Annotated in this window: 11 protein-coding genes; 7 read left to right on the forward strand and 4 right to left on the reverse strand. The window is 64.3% G+C overall.

Features of this window, described 5'->3' with window-relative positions; translation table 11 throughout:
• Positions 1-371: 371 nt before the first annotated feature.
• Positions 372-5,615, reverse strand: coding sequence for an alpha-2-macroglobulin family protein (locus L8F45_RS17145; protein ID WP_342359088.1), 5,244 nt, complete (start codon positions 5,613-5,615; stop codon positions 372-374).
• Positions 5,616-5,956: 341 nt separating this feature from the next.
• Here L8F45_RS17145 and L8F45_RS17150 point away from each other — a divergent pair, with 341 nt between their 5' ends.
• A complete protein-coding gene (locus tag L8F45_RS17150) occupies positions 5,957-7,387 on the forward strand; it encodes a peptidoglycan-binding domain-containing protein (RefSeq protein WP_342359089.1) in 1,431 nt (476 codons plus the stop codon).
• Positions 7,388-7,587: 200 nt separating this feature from the next.
• On the opposite strand, the gene L8F45_RS17155 is transcribed toward L8F45_RS17150, so the two are convergent.
• Positions 7,588-9,300, reverse strand: coding sequence for a lysine--tRNA ligase (locus L8F45_RS17155; protein ID WP_425329934.1), 1,713 nt, complete (start codon positions 9,298-9,300; stop codon positions 7,588-7,590).
• Positions 9,301-9,486: 186 nt separating this feature from the next.
• On the opposite strand from L8F45_RS17155, the gene L8F45_RS17160 reads away from it, so the two are divergent.
• Together L8F45_RS17160 and L8F45_RS17165 are read left to right on the forward strand one after the other, a co-directional pair.
• Positions 9,487-9,738 carry a type II toxin-antitoxin system Phd/YefM family antitoxin gene (locus L8F45_RS17160; RefSeq protein ID WP_342359091.1) on the forward strand — a complete coding sequence of 84 codons (252 nt, stop codon included), beginning with the start codon at positions 9,487-9,489 and terminating at the stop codon, positions 9,736-9,738.
• On the forward strand, positions 9,731-10,138 hold the full coding sequence (locus L8F45_RS17165; protein ID WP_342359092.1) for a hypothetical protein: 408 nt from the start codon (positions 9,731-9,733) through the stop codon (positions 10,136-10,138). Before L8F45_RS17160 ends, L8F45_RS17165 begins: the two co-directional genes overlap by 8 nt.
• A 12-nt stretch (positions 10,139-10,150) precedes the next feature.
• On the opposite strand, the gene L8F45_RS17170 is transcribed toward L8F45_RS17165, so the two are convergent.
• Positions 10,151-11,035: a transporter substrate-binding domain-containing protein gene (locus L8F45_RS17170; protein ID WP_342359093.1), complete on the reverse strand. Its 885-nt coding sequence runs from the start codon at positions 11,033-11,035 to the stop codon at positions 10,151-10,153.
• Positions 11,036-11,098: 63 nt separating this feature from the next.
• Here L8F45_RS17170 and L8F45_RS17175 point away from each other — a divergent pair, with 63 nt between their 5' ends.
• The 4 genes from L8F45_RS17175 to L8F45_RS17190 all read left to right on the forward strand — a co-directional run bounded on the left by L8F45_RS17175 (position 11,099) and on the right by L8F45_RS17190 (position 15,211).
• Positions 11,099-13,375 carry an NADP-dependent malic enzyme gene (locus L8F45_RS17175; protein ID WP_342359094.1) on the forward strand — a complete coding sequence of 759 codons (2,277 nt, stop codon included), beginning with the start codon at positions 11,099-11,101 and terminating at the stop codon, positions 13,373-13,375.
• A 152-nt stretch (positions 13,376-13,527) separates the two neighbouring features.
• Positions 13,528-14,463: a hypothetical protein gene (locus L8F45_RS17180; protein ID WP_342359095.1), complete on the forward strand. Its 936-nt coding sequence runs from the start codon at positions 13,528-13,530 to the stop codon at positions 14,461-14,463.
• Positions 14,464-14,642: 179 nt separating this feature from the next.
• Positions 14,643-14,906, forward strand: a complete 264-nt coding sequence (locus tag L8F45_RS17185) for a type II toxin-antitoxin system RelE/ParE family toxin (protein WP_342359096.1) — start codon at positions 14,643-14,645, stop codon at positions 14,904-14,906.
• Positions 14,903-15,211 (forward strand): helix-turn-helix domain-containing protein, encoded by a 309-nt coding sequence (locus L8F45_RS17190; protein ID WP_342359097.1) that lies wholly within the window; start codon positions 14,903-14,905, stop codon positions 15,209-15,211. The genes L8F45_RS17185 and L8F45_RS17190 overlap by 4 nt, the downstream gene beginning before the upstream one ends.
• A 145-nt stretch (positions 15,212-15,356) precedes the next feature.
• On the opposite strand, the gene L8F45_RS17195 is transcribed toward L8F45_RS17190, so the two are convergent.
• Complete coding sequence (locus L8F45_RS17195; protein ID WP_342359098.1) at positions 15,357-15,989, reverse strand: S24 family peptidase; 633 nt, start codon at positions 15,987-15,989, stop codon at positions 15,357-15,359.
• Positions 15,990-16,109: the final 120 nt, after the last annotated feature.

Here is a 16,109-nt window from a genome sequence, read left to right on the forward strand (position 1 = left end):
GCGCCGATGGCGAAGCGCTTGAGGCGCGGCCATCGAACGCGCTGCAACGATGCTTCACGAAGCCCCTCACCCTGCGCCGACTTCGCCGACGCTTTCCCTCTCCCCGCAAGCGGGGAGAGGGTGGGCGGCGCGTCAGCGCCGACCGGGTGAGTGGGAGTTTCAGGACTAGAACAAGCAGTTCCGCTCGGCGTCTCTGCGCCCTCTCCCCCCTTGTGGGGGAGAGGTGGAGAGGGGGGTGATGAAAGACGACTTGAGAAGAAATGCGCACCCCCCTCCCTCACCCTCCCCCACAAGGGGGGAGGGAAGCGGAAAGGAATGCGCCCTTCGCTTTTCATATCGCGCTCGCTCGGTGCGAACTCATCGTTCGTCGTTCACGGCCGCGCCGGAGTCACTTCCAGACTGCCGAACGCGGTGCGGCCGAAACGATCCGGACGATACATATCCTCGACCAGAGCCGGCGGATGCACGTAGCGGCCTGGCGACACCGCGCGCACCATATAGGCGACAGTGAAGCTCGCCTGCTGGCTGGGATAGCGATCGAACGCCGCGACAAAGCGATCATCGCGATATTCCGCGTTGGCCGGCTCCATGGTTCGCTTAAGCCAAGACAGCGCGCCGACCTGCGCGGAGTCGACGAGATTGGGATTATCGATCTCGAAGCCCGCCGGCAGCATGTCGACCAGCAGCAGACGCGCATAGGTCGCGCGCTGCTCCGTGATCTTCAGCACGACCACCATGCGATCATTCTGCTTCACCGGCTTGGTCAGATCGACCTCGGTTCCGTCCTGCTTGTAGTAGGAGCGCTCGACGACATAGCCCTGACGCACGGCGGGTTCCGGCGTCAGTGGATTGCCCGAGGTCGACACCACCATCTGCGCCGGCGAATTGCTGGCGTTGGTGATGGTGATCGGCTTGGAATCAAGCGCGAGGCCGCGCCAGGTGCGATAGAGCGCGCCCTTGTGCTCGGCGCCGTCGACGGTGACGGTGAGGGATTCCGAATCCTTCGCCATCGCCTGCGCGGCGAGCACCATCCAGGCCTGCTCCTGCGTCGAGGTATAACGCGACACATCACGCGCCTCGGTCACAGCGGACGAAGCAAGGACGATCTGCGAGCGATCCATGCCCGTCTCCGACGCCAGCGTGATGATGCCGGCGCCGTCGCGCAGACGCGAACCGTAATCCTCGCGCGAGAAGCCGTTGTCGCGGCTCGTGCGCAGGAGCTCCAGCGCCGAAGCGAAGGCCTTCTGCGCCCGCGCCTTGTCGCCGAGCAGACCCAGCGCCGCGCCGAGCTGCGCGCGCGCCAACGGCGTGCCGAAGTCGGTCAGCTTGGTGTCGACGAGATAGCGCAGATCGCCGATCACGGGCCGGCCGTTGCGGGCCAGCACATAGATCGCATAGGCGAGATCCTGTCCCTTGCCCTTCTCGACATCGGCGTTGGCGACATGGTTGCGCAACCTGTCGAGCGCGAGATCGAAAGCGAGCTGCGGCACCGTGAAGTTCCGTTCACGCGCGCGGGTCAGGAAGTCCGTAACGAAGGCGTCGAGCCAGATGTCGTTGCCGCCGACGCTCCACAATCCGAACGCGCCGTTCGAATCCTGTCGCGCCAGCACGCGATCGATCGACTCGCGCACGCGATCATCGGCTTTCGCATCGAGCGCGAGTTGCTCCTGCGAGGCCAGACGATTGACGTAGAGCAGCGGCATTGCGCGGCTCACCGTCTGCTCCGTGCAGCCATAGGGGTAGCGATCGAGCGCCGCCAGCAGCGACGGCACATCGAGCGCGCCATAGGGCGACACAGTGACCGAAACGCTCGCCGATGACGGCAGGAGATCCGCCGTGAGATCGGACGAGATCGTCAGGCTCGATTGCGGCGGCAGCGCACGCACGGTGCGACGCACGAGCCCGACCGAACCCGGCGCGACGTTGAGCGTCATCGCCTGCGTGAGATCGACGCCGCCGGGTCCCGTCAGCCGGAAGGCGACGGTCGCTGTTCCCACGTCAGACGCCGAGATCGGCAACGAAGCCTCCGCCTTCTGCTTGGCGCCAAGCCGCAGCGTGCGGCGCAGCGCGTCCGCAGGCGCCCCCACGGGGCCGCGGATGTCGACATCGAGCACATAATCGCCCGCGGGACCCTCGACATTGTCGATTGCGAGATGGAAGCGCGAACGATCGCCGACCGACATAAAGCGCGGCAGCGTGCCGAGCAGCACCACGGGATCGCGGATGATCACGTCCGTCTGCGCCGACGCGACCTTGTCCTTCGACCAGGCGTGAACAGCCACCCGCGCCGTGCCGTTGAAGGCGGGAATGTCGAACGAGATTTTCGCCGTTCCATCAGGCCCGACCTTCACCACGCCGGAATAACGCACCATCGGCGCGTCGCGCGGCGGCGAATTTTCGCCGCTGTTCGCCGAGGCGTCGCCGCCGGAGCGGATCGCGCCGCGCGTTCCCTGCATGCCGTCGATCAGAAGGCCGTAGAGATCGCGAATCTCGGCCGAGAGCTGGCGCTGGCCGAAATAATAATCAAACGGATCAGGCGTCTCGTAGCGCGTGAGATTGAGGATGCCGAGATCGACCGCGGAGACGGTGACATAGGCTTCTTCGCCGGCCGTCAGGCCCGCGAGCTTGATCGGAATATCAAGCGTGCCGCGCGGCTTGATGATTTTCTCGGGCGTCGCCTCGACAGTCAGCTTGCGGCTGTCCTTGTCGACAGAGAACCAGGCGAGTCCGAGCGCGCGGCCGGGCATGCGCTTCGCCGCCTGATCGAGCGGGCGATGCGCAAGCGCGACGACATAGGCGCCGGCGCCCCACTCGGCTTTCGCGTCGAGTTCGATGGTCGTGCCGCCGGCGGCGACGTCCATCACGCGCCAGTCATAGACCTTGTCGCCGACGATGCCGATCGTCGCCTTGCCGGCGAAGCCGGGGCGCAGCGTCAGCTTCATCTTGTCGCCGGACTTGTAGCTCTCCTTGTCGAGCGACACGTCGAGCAGATCAGGCGTGTCGGTCTTCGGTTCGCCCGACCAGCCGGCATAGAAGGTCACTGACGTCATGGTCGCGCCGGAGCCGACCTCGAGGCGATACCAGCCCCAATTCACCGGCACGGACACTTTGCCGAGCGCCTTGTCGCTGGCGTCGACCTTGCCATCGGAAATGCGGCGCGTGGTCTTGATGGGCTCGTAGCCCCAGCGGCCATCCTTGTTGTACCACTGATAGCTGCGCGTGACGCGATAGAGCGTCCATTGCAGGCCCTGCCGCGCGAGGCGCGTGCCATCGGGGTTGACGAGCGCGACTTCGAATTCGGCGTTGGCGCCGTCGCCGATGCTCGTATCGTCGAACAGCTTCTTCACCGCGATGACAGGCGCCTTTGGCGCGATCGGAATGACGGTCGAGCGCTCGACGGCGCGGCCGCCGGATTCGCCGACCCGCAGCGTGACGCGCGCCTCGACCGGACGCGTTGTCTCGAATTCGGGCAGATCGGCGCTCACCGTCGCCTTGCCCTGCGCATCGGTTTGCGGAAGGTCTTCGAGCTCCTTGTTGACGTTCTCGAAATTCTCGTCGTCGATGCCGTAGGAGAATCCATCCATTCCGGGGATCGGATTCTTCGTCGCCTTGCGCACGATGATTTCGCCGGTCACCTGCAGATCGGAGCCGGGCGCGCCATAGAGATAACGCGCATCGACATCGACGATCGCGGGTTCATCGCCGCCAATCGGCGTCTTTTTCGGATTGAGCTTGAGCTCGATACGCTCGGGCACATAGTCCTCGACGAGGAATGTCGTGTCGCCGAGCGAGTCGCCTTTGGGATCGGCGTAAATTTCGAGCCGCCAGGTGCCGCGCTGCGCGCCAGAGATGAGCGGCAGCGAGTAGGAGCGGCCGCCGAGGCCCTGGTCCTGCACGACGGCGCGCTTGTATTCGACGCCGTCAGGGCGCTTCGCGATCAGGGTCAGCGGCAGATTGCGCGGCGCGCGGCCCTGCGCGTCGCGCAGCATCGCCGTCACCTGCACCGTCTCGCCGCCGCGATAGACGCCGCGCTCGGTGAACATGAAAGCGTCGAGCGGACCCGGCGCCGTGCGGCCCTTCACACCACGATCGCTGAGATCGAACGCCGTCGAGGCGAGATCGAGGAAACCGTAATCGCCATTCGACGTCGCGGTGACGAGGCCGGGCGACATGCCGCCGGCGCCGCGCGCAAGGCCGGGATCGAATTTGACGATGCCGCGCGCGTCGGTCGCCTTCGTCGCGAGGATTTCGTTGTTCTTCGCGACAAGCCTGATCTCGGCGCCTTCAACCGGTTGCGCCGATGCGAGCGAGCGCACGATGACATGCACGCCGTCTTCGCCGGAGAACGCTGTCAGCCCGAGATCGGAGACGATGAACCATTGCGTGGCGACGGAGCTTGAATCGCCGTCATAATCGCTGTCGCTTTGCTTGACCTGCTTCTTCTCCGCGCGGCCGGTCATGACATAGACGCCGGGTTCGAGCGTCTTCACCGCTTCGAGAACCGGGAAGGCGGTGGTGACGTCGCGATTCAAATCGCGTTGGACGGCGAGCGTGCCGGTCCAGACTTTCACGCCCTTCTGCTTCTCGATATCGTCAGCCGACGAGCGCGAGAGATTGGCGAGGAAGTCTTCCGAGCGCACCGTCGGCAGCAGGCTGCGGTCACCGATGCGATAGACGTCGATGAACACTTCCGTCGTGTTGACGGAAATCACCGGGATGCCTTCCTGACCGGTGCGCGGCAGGACGTAGTTCTTGCCGGAGAAGCGCACCTGCGCCGAGCGATCCTTGATGTAGATGTCCTGATCGACGGTCTTGAGCAGCGCCTCGTCGACGCTCGACGGCAGGCCCTGGCGCAGCGCGACGGTGTAGCGCTCGCCATGTTTCAGGCCTTCAACGCAAAGCTGGCTGCCTTCCGCGTTCACGGCGGGATTGGAGACTCCTGACACCGAGACGTAGGGCGCGAAATCGACGCGACCGCGGGCCAGAGGCTCGGAAAATTCAAAGCAAATGCGCGGCGTCGCGCCATCCGCATCGACCTTGTAGTCCGTCATGCGGAAGCCCTTGCTCTCGCGCAGCGTCTGATAGGCGGCGCGCACCGGCGCATTGTCGGCCAACGCGAGACTCGCCTTGTACGCATCAAGCGCCGAACGCCACTGCTCGCGCTGCTGGAAGATATCGGCGAGATTGGCGAGCGCGGCGGCTTCCTGCGGGCGGCCGCTGGAGCGCATGTAATAGCCGTAGGCCGCCGTCAGCGTGCGATTGCGAAGCTCGTAGCGCTCGGAATAGTTCGTGCCGGAATCGACCTGGCCGGCGGCTTTCGAGAAAGTAAGCCAGGCTGCGGCGTTATTGCTGTCGGCTGCGATGGCGCCGATCGCAAGCCGCATCGCTTCGCGCGGATTGCGTGCAAGGATCGCGTCGGCGCCGCGTCGCAGCGTTTCGGAGGGCTGGCCGCTGAGGCCTGCGCCTTCGCGCTTCAGGGAATCTTCGAGACGGACAAGCTGGCTCGCCAGATCCTCGCGCACATAACTCTTCGTCGGCTGTTGAGCATGAGCGGCGCTGAGGCCGACCAGTAAGAGGACGAAGAGTGCGAAGGCATTCCAGGCGCGAGCGATCATCGTCGGTCCTCTCATCATGCGCCGCCGAGAGGACATTCCGCTTGCGCCGAATTTACGGCGCGGGCGGCGGCCTTTCGACAGGCAACTGAATTCGTAACATTCCGCTCATGACCCGCAAGCGCGGGCGCCGCCCAGGATCGAGAGAATTTTGACCTGTGGTCCAAATTCTCTCGATCAGGTTTCTGAACGGGAGCGGGACTTAGCAAAAACCGGTTTCCACTTTTTGCGTCCCGCTCCGACGAAATTTTCCGGAGCATGATCCATCGCCGACGACGTGTCGGTGACGTGTGCGCTGGCGCACAGACTGGGAATGGCGCGTTGCATTCGTTCGGCGCTTGCCCATGATGCGCGTGAAGGAGACGCTGATGCGCCGTCTGTTGCTGAGCGGATTCGTTCTGTCGCTCGCGTTTGGCGTTCACGGCGCGCAAGCGCAGCCCGCGCCGCGTCCGCCGACGGCGCCTCCTCCCGCGGCGCCGCAACCCGATCCGCAGATGGAGGCGGCGCAGCGCGCGTTCGAGGCTTTGCCGGAGAATGATCGCAAGGCGATCCAGGACGCGCTGATGTGGACCGGCGACTATAATGGTGTTGTCGGCGTGAATTTCGGCAAGCGCGCCTATGACGGCATCCGCTCCTACCAGAAGCGGCGCAACTCGGCGCAAACGGGCATCCTCACTGACGCTGACTGGACCGCGCTGCTCGCCGACGGCAAGCGCGCCAAGGATTCCGTTCGCTTCGCCGTGCTCGACGATTCCAGCACGGGCATCAGGCTCGGCGTGCCCATGCGCGTCGTCGAGAAATGGGTGCGCGCCCCAAAGGGCGCGCCGCTGCAGACCGTGAATTACCAGACCAATGATGGCGCGCTGAAGCTCGACATGCTGGCCGCGCCGCTGACGGCGAAAACGCTCGAACAGGCCTTCGCCGACGAGACCGCGGCGAAGCCCAATCGCAAGGTGACCTATAAATTCCAGCGGCCCGACTTCTTCGTCACATCAGGCGAGGATTCCGGCCGCATCTTCTATACGCGCGCGGCCAAGAACGGCACGGAGATGCGCGGCTTCACCTTCAGCTATCCCGTCGCGCGCAAGGCTGATTTCGATCGCGTCATGCTCGCGGTCGCCAATAGCTTCGATCCGTTCCCGACAGGCGCGATCGTGGCGAATGCGCCAACGAGCGGACCGAGCACGGGACCCAGCGCGCCGACGCCGCCAAAACCGGCCTTCGCGGCGACAGGTCTCGTCATCGCGCCGGGCAAAGTGCTGACCAGCGCGTCAGTGACGCAAGCCTGCGCCAATCCTGTGATCAACGGGCAGCCGGCGAAAGCGGAGGCCGGCGACGCCGCAACGGGCGCCGTTGTTCTCGCGACGAGTGGCGGGCGCGCCGCCGCTATCGCCGTATCGCGCGCTGCGCCTGCGGATGATGATTCCATCATGACGCTGAGCGCCGCGAGCGGCCAGCCGCCGCAGATCGCGTCGGGCTCGCTGCGGGCGATGACAAACGGGCCTCTCGTTGCCGCTGGCGTCGCCGGCGGCGTCATGGGCGCGCCAGTGTTCGACCGCAAGGGGCAGCTTCTCGGCGTGATCGCGGAGAATCCGAAGATCGTCGTGGTGGCTTCGCTCGGCGCGGCGCCGGCGATGAATCACAAGCTCACGCCGGCGGCGAAATTCGCATCGCTTCTGCCGGCCTCGAACGCGGCGGCGGGCGACGGCGTCAGCGCCGGCGTGCTGGCGCAGCGCATCGCGCCCTCGATCGTCGCGATCGGCTGCGGGCAATAATCAGGCCGCTGCGCGACATTTTTCGCTGGGCCCCGGTCTCCATTCCGCTCAGGCTCCTGCCTTTGCTGCATGGAACCGGGGACGGAGACAGCTTCTTTCTTTCGCGGTGAAGCTCTCTCCGTCCCCGGATTCGTGAAACGAACGCAGTGAGTGGAACGAAGTCCGGGGCCCAGCGAAAGACTCGCGAAGCGACCGGTCTGCTACGCGCTCTTCGGCAGTCGCGAGGCAAGAAACGCCTCGTGCTCGCGCTTCAGCGCGCCTGACAACGCTTTCGCAATCAGGGCGCGCGTGTTCGCCACACCATAGAGCGCGACGAAGGAGCCGAAGCGCGGGCCGCGCGGCTCGCCAAGCAGCACCTGATAGATCGCGTTGAACCAGTCGAGCGAGACGCCCGGCCGCTCCGGCGTCGCGCCCTTCGCCTTGAGATCCTGATAGCGCGGCACGGCGCGGCCGACATCGTAGATCTTTTCCTGAATCTCTTCGGCTGTCGCTGGCGGATCGCGATTTTCGAGTGAAGCCAGCGCCGCATCGAGCGCGCGCAGCGCTTCGGCTTCGACTTCGTCGGCGAGCCGATATTGCTTCTCCGGCCGGACGAAATCCTCGAAATAGCGCGCGGCGTAGCCGATCAGCTTCGCAAGCCGCGGATGCGTATCGGGAGAAACGCCGGGCGCGTAGCGGCGGATGAATCCCCAGAGCACGTCGACATCGTGCGTGTTCGCGACCGCGACGAGATTGAGCAGCATGCCGAACGTGATTTGCGCACGCGGCGCATTATCGCCAGCGGCGCCGATCGTCTCCGGCGCCGGTGGATCACCTGCATGAATATGCCAGACGGGATTGCCGAGCCGGTTCTTCCAGTCCGATCGCGGATAGGATTCGAGGAATTGCAGATACTCGTCGACCGCGCGCGGGATCACGTCGAAATGCAGCTTTTTCGCCTCGCGCGGACGCTGATACATATAGAGCGCAAGCGACTCCGGGCTCGCATAGGTCAGCCATTCGTCGATCGTCAGGCCGTTGCCCTTCGACTTCGAGATCTTCTCGCCCTTTTCGTCGAGGAAGAGTTCATAGACATAATGCTGTGGCGCCTTGCCGCCGAGAATTTCGCAGATGCGGTCATAGATAGGCGCGTTGCTCTGGTGGTCCTTGCCGAACATCTCGAAATCGACGTCGAGCGCAGCCCAGCGCATGCCAAAATCAGGCTTCCATTGCAGCTTCACATGGCCGCCGGTGACCGGCAGCGTGACATCGCGCCCGTCGTCGTCGGCGAAGGTGATGGTTCCCGCCTTGGCGTTCACCTCCTTCATCGGAACGTAGAGTACGCGGCCCGATGTCGGCGAGATCGGCAGGAACGGGCTGTAGGTCGCCTGCCGCTCCGCGCCCAGAGTCGGCAGCATCACCTGCATGATCGCATCATACTTCTCGGCGGCGCGCAGCAGCACGGCGTCGAAGCGGCCGGACTTGTAGTAATCCGTCGCGCTGGCGAATTCGTAATCGAAGCCGAACGTGTCGAGGAAGCGGCGGAGCATCGCATTGTTGTGATGCCCGAAGCTCTTATAATCGCCGCCGAACGGATTGGGCACCGCCGTCAGCGGCTTCTGCAGATAAGGCTCCAGCGCCGCGCGATCCGGCACGTTCTCCGGAATCTTGCGCATACCGTCCATGTCGTCGGAGAAGACGAGGAGCTTGGTCGGAATCTTGCCGTCGGTGAGATCATGAAAGGCGTGGCGCACCATGGAGGTGCGCGCGACCTCGCCGAAGGTGCCGATATGAGGCAGGCCCGAGGGTCCGTAGCCGGTCTCGAACAGGGCGCTCGCCTTGCCGCTCTTCTCCAGCCGTTTCACCAGCGCGCGGGCCTGCTCGAGGGGCCAGGCGCCGGCGGCGGCGAGGATGTCGTGGGGCGGGCGGGTCATGTCAGTCACAGGCGGCGAAAGCGCCATTTCTCCGGATTTCAGCGAGCGGCGGGCATGGGGCGGGCGGAAACCGTTGTCAATCAATACTGACTTTACGGCGCGGCCGGCCACGACGCTTGAAACAGGAGCACGCCGCCCGGCGCTTGCAAATCATCGCCAATTTAGCTAACCTAGCTAAATATGGAGATGCGCAACTACACTCTCACCGATCTCAGCAACAAGTCCGGCGAAATCGCCGAAGCGGCCTTCCGTGGCCCGGTCACTATCACGAGCCGCGGCAAGCGGAAGTTCGTACTGCTCACGGCGGAAGACTATGACCGACTCACGCAGCAGGCTGACAAGCGCCGCGTCGTGCATGTCGATGATCTGACGCCAGAACAGGCCGCCATCTATATCGCCACGCTCTCTGAGCCCGCGGACGAAAGCCTCCGTGATTGAGGCGCGCTCCGGTCTCGTCATCCGTTACGCCTATCTGCGGGCGCGCGAACAGGATCGGGGCGAAGAGGCCGGGCGTAAGGATCGGCCCGCCTCTATTCAAATCTTGATCGCTGCGAAAAGCGGGCCAACGACAGCCCTGCTGTTTCCGATCACCCGTCAGCCGCCGCATCCGGATGTCGCTGCGCTTTCAATCCCGGAAACAGAAGCAAAAAGAGTCGGACTGCGCACGCCAGCGTGGATCATCGTGAACGAATGGAACGAAGATCAAATCGAAACTTCGCCATACGTCGTCGATGCGCGCCCACTCGGCGAATTCAGCAAAATGTTCGTCTTGCGAATTCGTGAAGCTGCGATCGCAGCAATCAAACAGCGGCGCTATCGCTCTGTGTCGCGCAAATGACGGCGGCTCGGCTCAATAAAATCCGATCGGAAAATATTTGAGATAGAGTTCGGCGTAGACGCCTTTCTCGGCGACGGCGGCAAGCGCGTAGTCGAGCGTCTTCTTCAGCGCCATGTCGTCCTTGCGCACCAGGATGCCGACGCCTTCGCCGAAATAGCGGCTGTCGAGATAGGGACCGCCGGCGAAGGCGCAGCAGCCGGCCGAAGCCGCGCCGTTCAGCCAGAAGGAGAGAGAGGGTCCATCGCCGAAAGCGAAATCGGCCTGTCCCGCGCGCAGCTTCGCCAGCGCCTCGTCGGGCGACGCCGCCTCGATCAGCGTCACACCCGGAAACTGCTCGCGCAGGAAGGCGACGTGGGCGGAGCCGGCTGCGACGGCGACCTTGCGGCCGGCCATGGCTGGCGCCGTCGTCTCCGCGCCCGCATCGGCCTTGCGGGCGATGAAGCGGGCCGGCGAGCGATGCCAGGGCGCGGTGGCGCGGAAACGGGTGCGCAACTCCGGCGTGATCCGCATGGCGGCGATGATGGCGTCGCCGCGGCCCTCCGCGAGCGAATCCGCCAGAGTGTCCCAGCGCCGCGCCTGGATGGTGCAGGCGATCTTCAGCTCGGCGCAGATGGCGCGGGCGAGATCGACCGACATGCCGGCGAGTCCGCCCTCCGGCGTCGCATAGTGGAAGGGCGGATACTCGTCATCGACCAGGAAGCGGATGACCCGGACGCTCGACCCTTCAAGCTTTTCCGGCCGCCGACGCAGGTCCCAATATCCGGGAATCCAGAGATCGTCGGATCGCGCGGGGATGGCGCAGGCGAACAGCGCCAGACAGAGCGCGACCGCCGGCGCGATCCAGCGACCTGTTCCCTTCGGGAAAGAAACTGTGTTTCCGGCGGCGGTTGTCGCCACGCATCCGGCCGATGCATAAGGGAAGCGAGGAAACCTCAAGCGAAGAACCGATACGATCATCCGATGAGCAGCAGCAGCGATCTCGACTCCGCCGCGTTGGTTTACCACCGGCTTCCCAGGCCCGGAAAGCTTGAAATCCAGGCCACCAAGCCGCTCGGCAACCAGCGCGACCTCGCGCTCGCCTATTCGCCGGGCGTCGCCGCCGCCTCGCTCGCCATCAAGAACGATCCCGCCCAGGCGGCGGAGCTGACCGCGCGCAGCAATCTCGTCGCCGTGATCTCGAACGGCACGGCCGTGCTCGGCCTCGGCGATATCGGCCCCCTCGCCTCCAAGCCCGTGATGGAAGGCAAGGCGGTGCTGTTCAAGAAATTCGCCGGCATCGACTGCTTCGACGTCGAGGTCGCGGAAAAGGACATCGACCGGCTTGTCGACGTGGTCTGCGCGCTGGAGCCGACCTTTGGCGGCGTCAATCTCGAGGACATCAAGGCGCCGGAATGCTTCGACGTCGAGCGCAAGTGCCGCGAACGGATGAAGATCCCGGTGTTCCATGACGACCAGCACGGCACGGCGATCATCGTCGGCGCAGCCGTCACCAACGCGCTGGCGCTCGCGAACAAGAAGATCGGCGACGTCAAGATCGTCGCGTCGGGCGCCGGCGCCGCCGCGCTCGCCTGTCTCAATCTGCTCGTGTCGCTTGGCGCCAAGCGCGAGAATATCTGGGTCACCGATCTCGAAGGCGTCGTCTACAAGGGCCGCGAGAAATTGATGGACCGATGGAAGGACTGCTTCGCGCAGGAGACGTCGGCTCGCACGCTGATGGACATCATTCCCGACGCCGACGTATTCCTCGGCGTTTCCGCCGGCAATGTGCTGAAGCCGGAGATGGTGAAGCTGATGGCGACCAATCCGCTCATCATGGCGCTCGCCAACCCGACGCCGGAGATTTCGCCGGAGCTCGCGCGCCAGACGCGGCCGGATGCGATGATCTGCACCGGACGCTCCGACTATCCCAATCAGGTCAATAACGTCCTCTGCTTTCCCTATATCTTCCGCGGCGCGCTCGATTGCGGCGCGACGACGATCAATGAGGAGATGAAGGCGGCCGCGGTCGAAGCGATCGCCGGCCTCGCGCGCGAAGCGCCGTCCGATGTCGTCGCGCGCGCCTATGGCGGCGAAGTGCGCACTTTCGGCGCGGAGTCTCTCATCCCGCCGCCGTTCGATCCCCGTCTCATCCTGCGCATCGCGCCGGCGGTGGCGAAGGCGGCGATGGATTCAGGCGTGGCGTCGCGCCCGATCGCCGACCTCAAGGCCTATGCGGAAAGCCTGCAGCGTTTCGTCTTCCGCTCCGGCTTCATCATGAAGCCGCTGTTCCAGGCGGCGAAGGAAAATCCGAAACGCGTCGTCTATGCCGATGGCGAGGACGAGCGCATCCTGCGCGCGACGCAGGTGGTGCTGGAAGAAGGTCTTGCGGTTCCGATCCTCATCGGCCGACCCTCCGTCGTCGAAGCGCGACTTGAACGTTTCGGTCTCGCGCTGAAGCCCGGCCGCGATTTCGAGCTCATCAATCCGGACGATGATCCGCGCTATCGCGACTATGTCTCGAGCTTCATCGAGGCTGCGGGCCGCAAGGGCATCACGCCGGACGCGGCGCGAACCCTCGTGCGCACCTCGACGACCGTCATCGCCGCGCTCGCGGTTCGCCGCGGCGAAGCCGACGCGATGATCTGTGGTCTCGAGGGCCGCTATCGCTCGAAAATCCGGCACATCAAGGACATCATCGGCATGAAGGCGGGCGTGCGCGAGCTCTCCGCCATGAGCCTGATGATCACGCCGAAAGGCGCCTTCTTCTTCAGCGATACCCATGTGCAGGCCGATCCTGACGCCGAACATATCGCCGAGATGACCATGCTGGCGGCCGATCATATCGCGCGCTTCGGCATCCAGCCGAAAATCGCGATGCTGTCGCATTCGGATTTCGGCGCCTATGACACGCCGTCCTCCGTGAAGATGCGCCGCGCCGCCGAGATCGTGCGATCGCGCGCGCCGCATCTCGAAATCGACGGCGAGATGGAGGGCGACACCGCGCTGGTGGAAGCGATCCGCGAGAAGACGCTGCCCGGTTCGACGCTGACCGGCGTCGCCAATCTGCTCGTGATGCCGAACCTCGACGCGGCGAATATCGCCTACCAGTTCGTCAAGGTGCTGGCGGACGCGCTGCCGGTCGGCCCGATCCTCATCGGCACGGCGAAGCCGGCGCATGTGCTCACCGGCAACGTCACCGCGCGCGGCGTGGTCAACATGACGGCGATCGCCATCGCGGAGGCGCAGGGCGCCGTATAGTCGGGAGCCCCGCTTCCATGCATGGAAGCAGGCGCAATCGGAGTGCTTTTCCGCACAGCGCGACAGGGCGCTTTCTGGTTTTCTGCGAGCCCTGTCGAATCATCTGTCTCCGCGGGCGGGCGAGGCGCTTCGCGGCGGAGGGGAGCATTTCCATGGCCTTGTCCGCGCCTCACTGGCACGCGAATCCGCGCCTCGTCAGCGCGTCTGAAAACCGGCCGGCCATGCATGCCGGCGATGGCAATCGCGCCGCGATCGGAACGCTGCAGAATATCCTGATCGCAACCGGCTTCGACATCCCCGCCGGCGCGACCGGCGTCTATATGCAGCAGACGGCGAACGCCGTGCGCCAGGTCGAAATCCAGTTCACGCTCGGCCAGGATCAGGGCGTCGCTGGCAAGGAAGTCTTCAACTCGCTCGACAGACTCCTCACTTCGCCATCGACCGTCGTCGCCGGCGGAGCTTCGGGCGTCGCGCTTGCGACCGCGGACGCGCCGCTCGCGCTGCGCAAGGTCGGCAAGGCGATCAAGGCGCTGCAGGATCTGCAGGCGACGCTGACCAATCCCGCCGGGCCGGAGCCCGCCGGCCTCGACGTGACGCGCGATGCGCTTCGGCTCCATTTCCGTCTGACGAGCGCGCCTGCGACGATCGGCGTCGCGCGTCCATTCACCAAAGCCGATCTTGACGCGATCCTGCTGAACTATGACGGCATCCAGCGTGTGCTGCGCGATCCCGCGGCGCGTTTCCGCGACGATATTCCAACGCTCGGGCCGCTGATTGCGGCGGAAGCGATCTTCGCCCGGCAGGTCACCTTCGGCCCGGTCTATCGCAATTTCGACTGGCGCGGGCTTGGCAAGATCGGCGACCATTCGCGCGCCGCCGTAATGATCCATGAATCAACCCATGTGATCGACGCGATCTCCGGCAATGATGCGATCCATATCTCGGAATTCGATCCCGGCTATGATCGCCAGACGCCGGAGCTTTCGATGCATAATCCGTCGAGCTATGCGGGCTTCGCCGCGCATGTCGATCTCGGACGCGATCCGTCGCCGCGATTTGGTTTAGGCCCGGGCGCGAGGGGATTGTAAAAGCGAATTTTACGACTTCACCTGCGATTCCGATTTCGGACAGTCAACAATCTAATCGGCCAGCAGAGCGCCTTGCTCGCCGTTGGCAGATATGCCAACATCGCCTTATGCGGCGAGTTTCGTGGGTTAAAGCGGCGCTCAAAGACTTCGGTGATTTCCCGCAGGCTGTGCAGAAGCGCATGAAATTCGCGCTGGAAATCGTGGCGGCCGGCCAGTTTCCTGATGTCGCCAAGCCGCTGAAGGGATTCGACGCTGGCGTCTATGAAATCGCCATACCTTATCGAATTGACGCCTATCGGACGGTCTATGCGCTCAAACTCGATGAGGACGTGTGGGTGGTTCATGCGTTCCAGAAAAAATCGACGCAGGGCGTCAAGACCCCACAACGGGAAATCGACCTGATCCACACGCGGATCGCCCGCATCAGGAGCATGCTCTCATGACAAAGACCATCGAAGTCGTCCGTGGATCTGGAAATGTGTTCGCTGATTTTGGCGATCCCGACGCCGAAGCAAAGCTGTTGAAGGCGCGAGCGGCGACCGAGATCATTCGCGTGCTTGATGAGCGAGGACTCAGCGTTCGCGCCGGCGCGGAGGTCGCCAAGGTCGATGCGGCTGATATTCAACGCATTCGCAGCGCCGACTTGTCGCGCTTCACGCTCGACCGGCTATTGCGCATCGCGCATCGACTTGGATTGAAGGCGAAAGTCGATTTCGTCGCAATCAAGAACCCGAAGAGAGCAGCGTGACCAACCGGTCTCTAAGCCATCAGGCGACGTAAACTTTGCGGCGCATCTATCCCGGGTGAGGGATTTGCGCCCTCTCTCCCGCAAGGGGAGAGGGGGGCGCGGATATATCGACGTTTAGCGATCGAGATGCGACCGCCGGCCGATATTATTGCCGCGCCCACATGATGCGATGCATCGCCGCGATCTGCGTGCGGTCGAGCGTGCGCATGGGATGATCGGGATTGAGCGACGCAAGCTCGACGCTCTTGGCCGTCTCGCGCTTCAAAATCTTCGCCATCACCTCGCCGTCGGTCGTGCGCACGATGACGCGATCATTGCGGCGCACGGGCTCGGCCGGCGACGCGATCACCACATCGCCGTCGCGATAGAGCGGCAGCATGGAGTCGCCCGAGACTTCGAGCGCGTAGGCCTGCTCGTCGGCGAGCGAGGGAAACTGCACCTCATCCCAGCCTGAGCCGACAGGAAATCCGCCATCGTCGAAGAAGCCGCCCTGACCCGCCTGAGCGAAACCGATCAGCGGAATCATGCGGCCCTGCTTGTAGGTCCCGCGGCTCGCGAGCAGCGCCATGAAGGAATCGAGCGTCGCACCGGTTGCTTCGAGAATCTTCGCGATCGATTCCGTCGACGGCCAGCGCCGATGCCCGTCGGCGGTCAGGCGCTTCGACTTGTTGAAAGTAGTGGGATCAAGCCCCGCCTTCTTGGCGAGGCCGGATGTGGACAGGCCATAGCGCTCCGCCAGCGCGTCAATGGCCGACCAGACCTGTTCATGGGTCAACATGGCGGACGCCAATCTTCTCCAGAGAATCCTATAGGAAGTATCTCCTATTGAGGAAAAATGCAACCCCCTTTCAACCGGAGGCGCCAGATTGTTGGTCGGCGCCTTGCCAAGCTCGCCGTC

It is taken from the genome of Terrirubrum flagellatum, assembly GCF_022059845.1.
Lineage (GTDB): Bacteria > Pseudomonadota > Alphaproteobacteria > Rhizobiales > Beijerinckiaceae > Terrirubrum > Terrirubrum flagellatum.

Excerpts from the sequence above, each read along its gene's own strand:
- L8F45_RS17145 (WP_342359088.1), bottom strand. The coding sequence starts at position 5,615 with ATGATCGCTCGCGCCTGGAATGCCTTCGCACTCTTCGTCCTCTTACTG.
- L8F45_RS17150 (WP_342359089.1), top strand. The coding sequence starts at position 5,957 with ATGATGCGCGTGAAGGAGACGCTGATGCGCCGTCTGTTGCTGAGCGGA.
- L8F45_RS17155 (WP_425329934.1), bottom strand. The coding sequence starts at position 9,300 with ATGACCCGCCCGCCCCACGACATCCTCGCCGCCGCCGGCGCCTGGCCC.
- L8F45_RS17160 (WP_342359091.1), top strand. The coding sequence starts at position 9,487 with ATGCGCAACTACACTCTCACCGATCTCAGCAACAAGTCCGGCGAAATC.
- L8F45_RS17175 (WP_342359094.1), top strand. The coding sequence starts at position 11,099 with ATGAGCAGCAGCAGCGATCTCGACTCCGCCGCGTTGGTTTACCACCGG.
- L8F45_RS17180 (WP_342359095.1), top strand. The coding sequence starts at position 13,528 with ATGGCCTTGTCCGCGCCTCACTGGCACGCGAATCCGCGCCTCGTCAGC.
- L8F45_RS17185 (WP_342359096.1), top strand. The coding sequence starts at position 14,643 with ATGAAATTCGCGCTGGAAATCGTGGCGGCCGGCCAGTTTCCTGATGTC.
- L8F45_RS17190 (WP_342359097.1), top strand. The coding sequence starts at position 14,903 with ATGACAAAGACCATCGAAGTCGTCCGTGGATCTGGAAATGTGTTCGCT.
- L8F45_RS17195 (WP_342359098.1), bottom strand. The coding sequence starts at position 15,989 with ATGTTGACCCATGAACAGGTCTGGTCGGCCATTGACGCGCTGGCGGAG.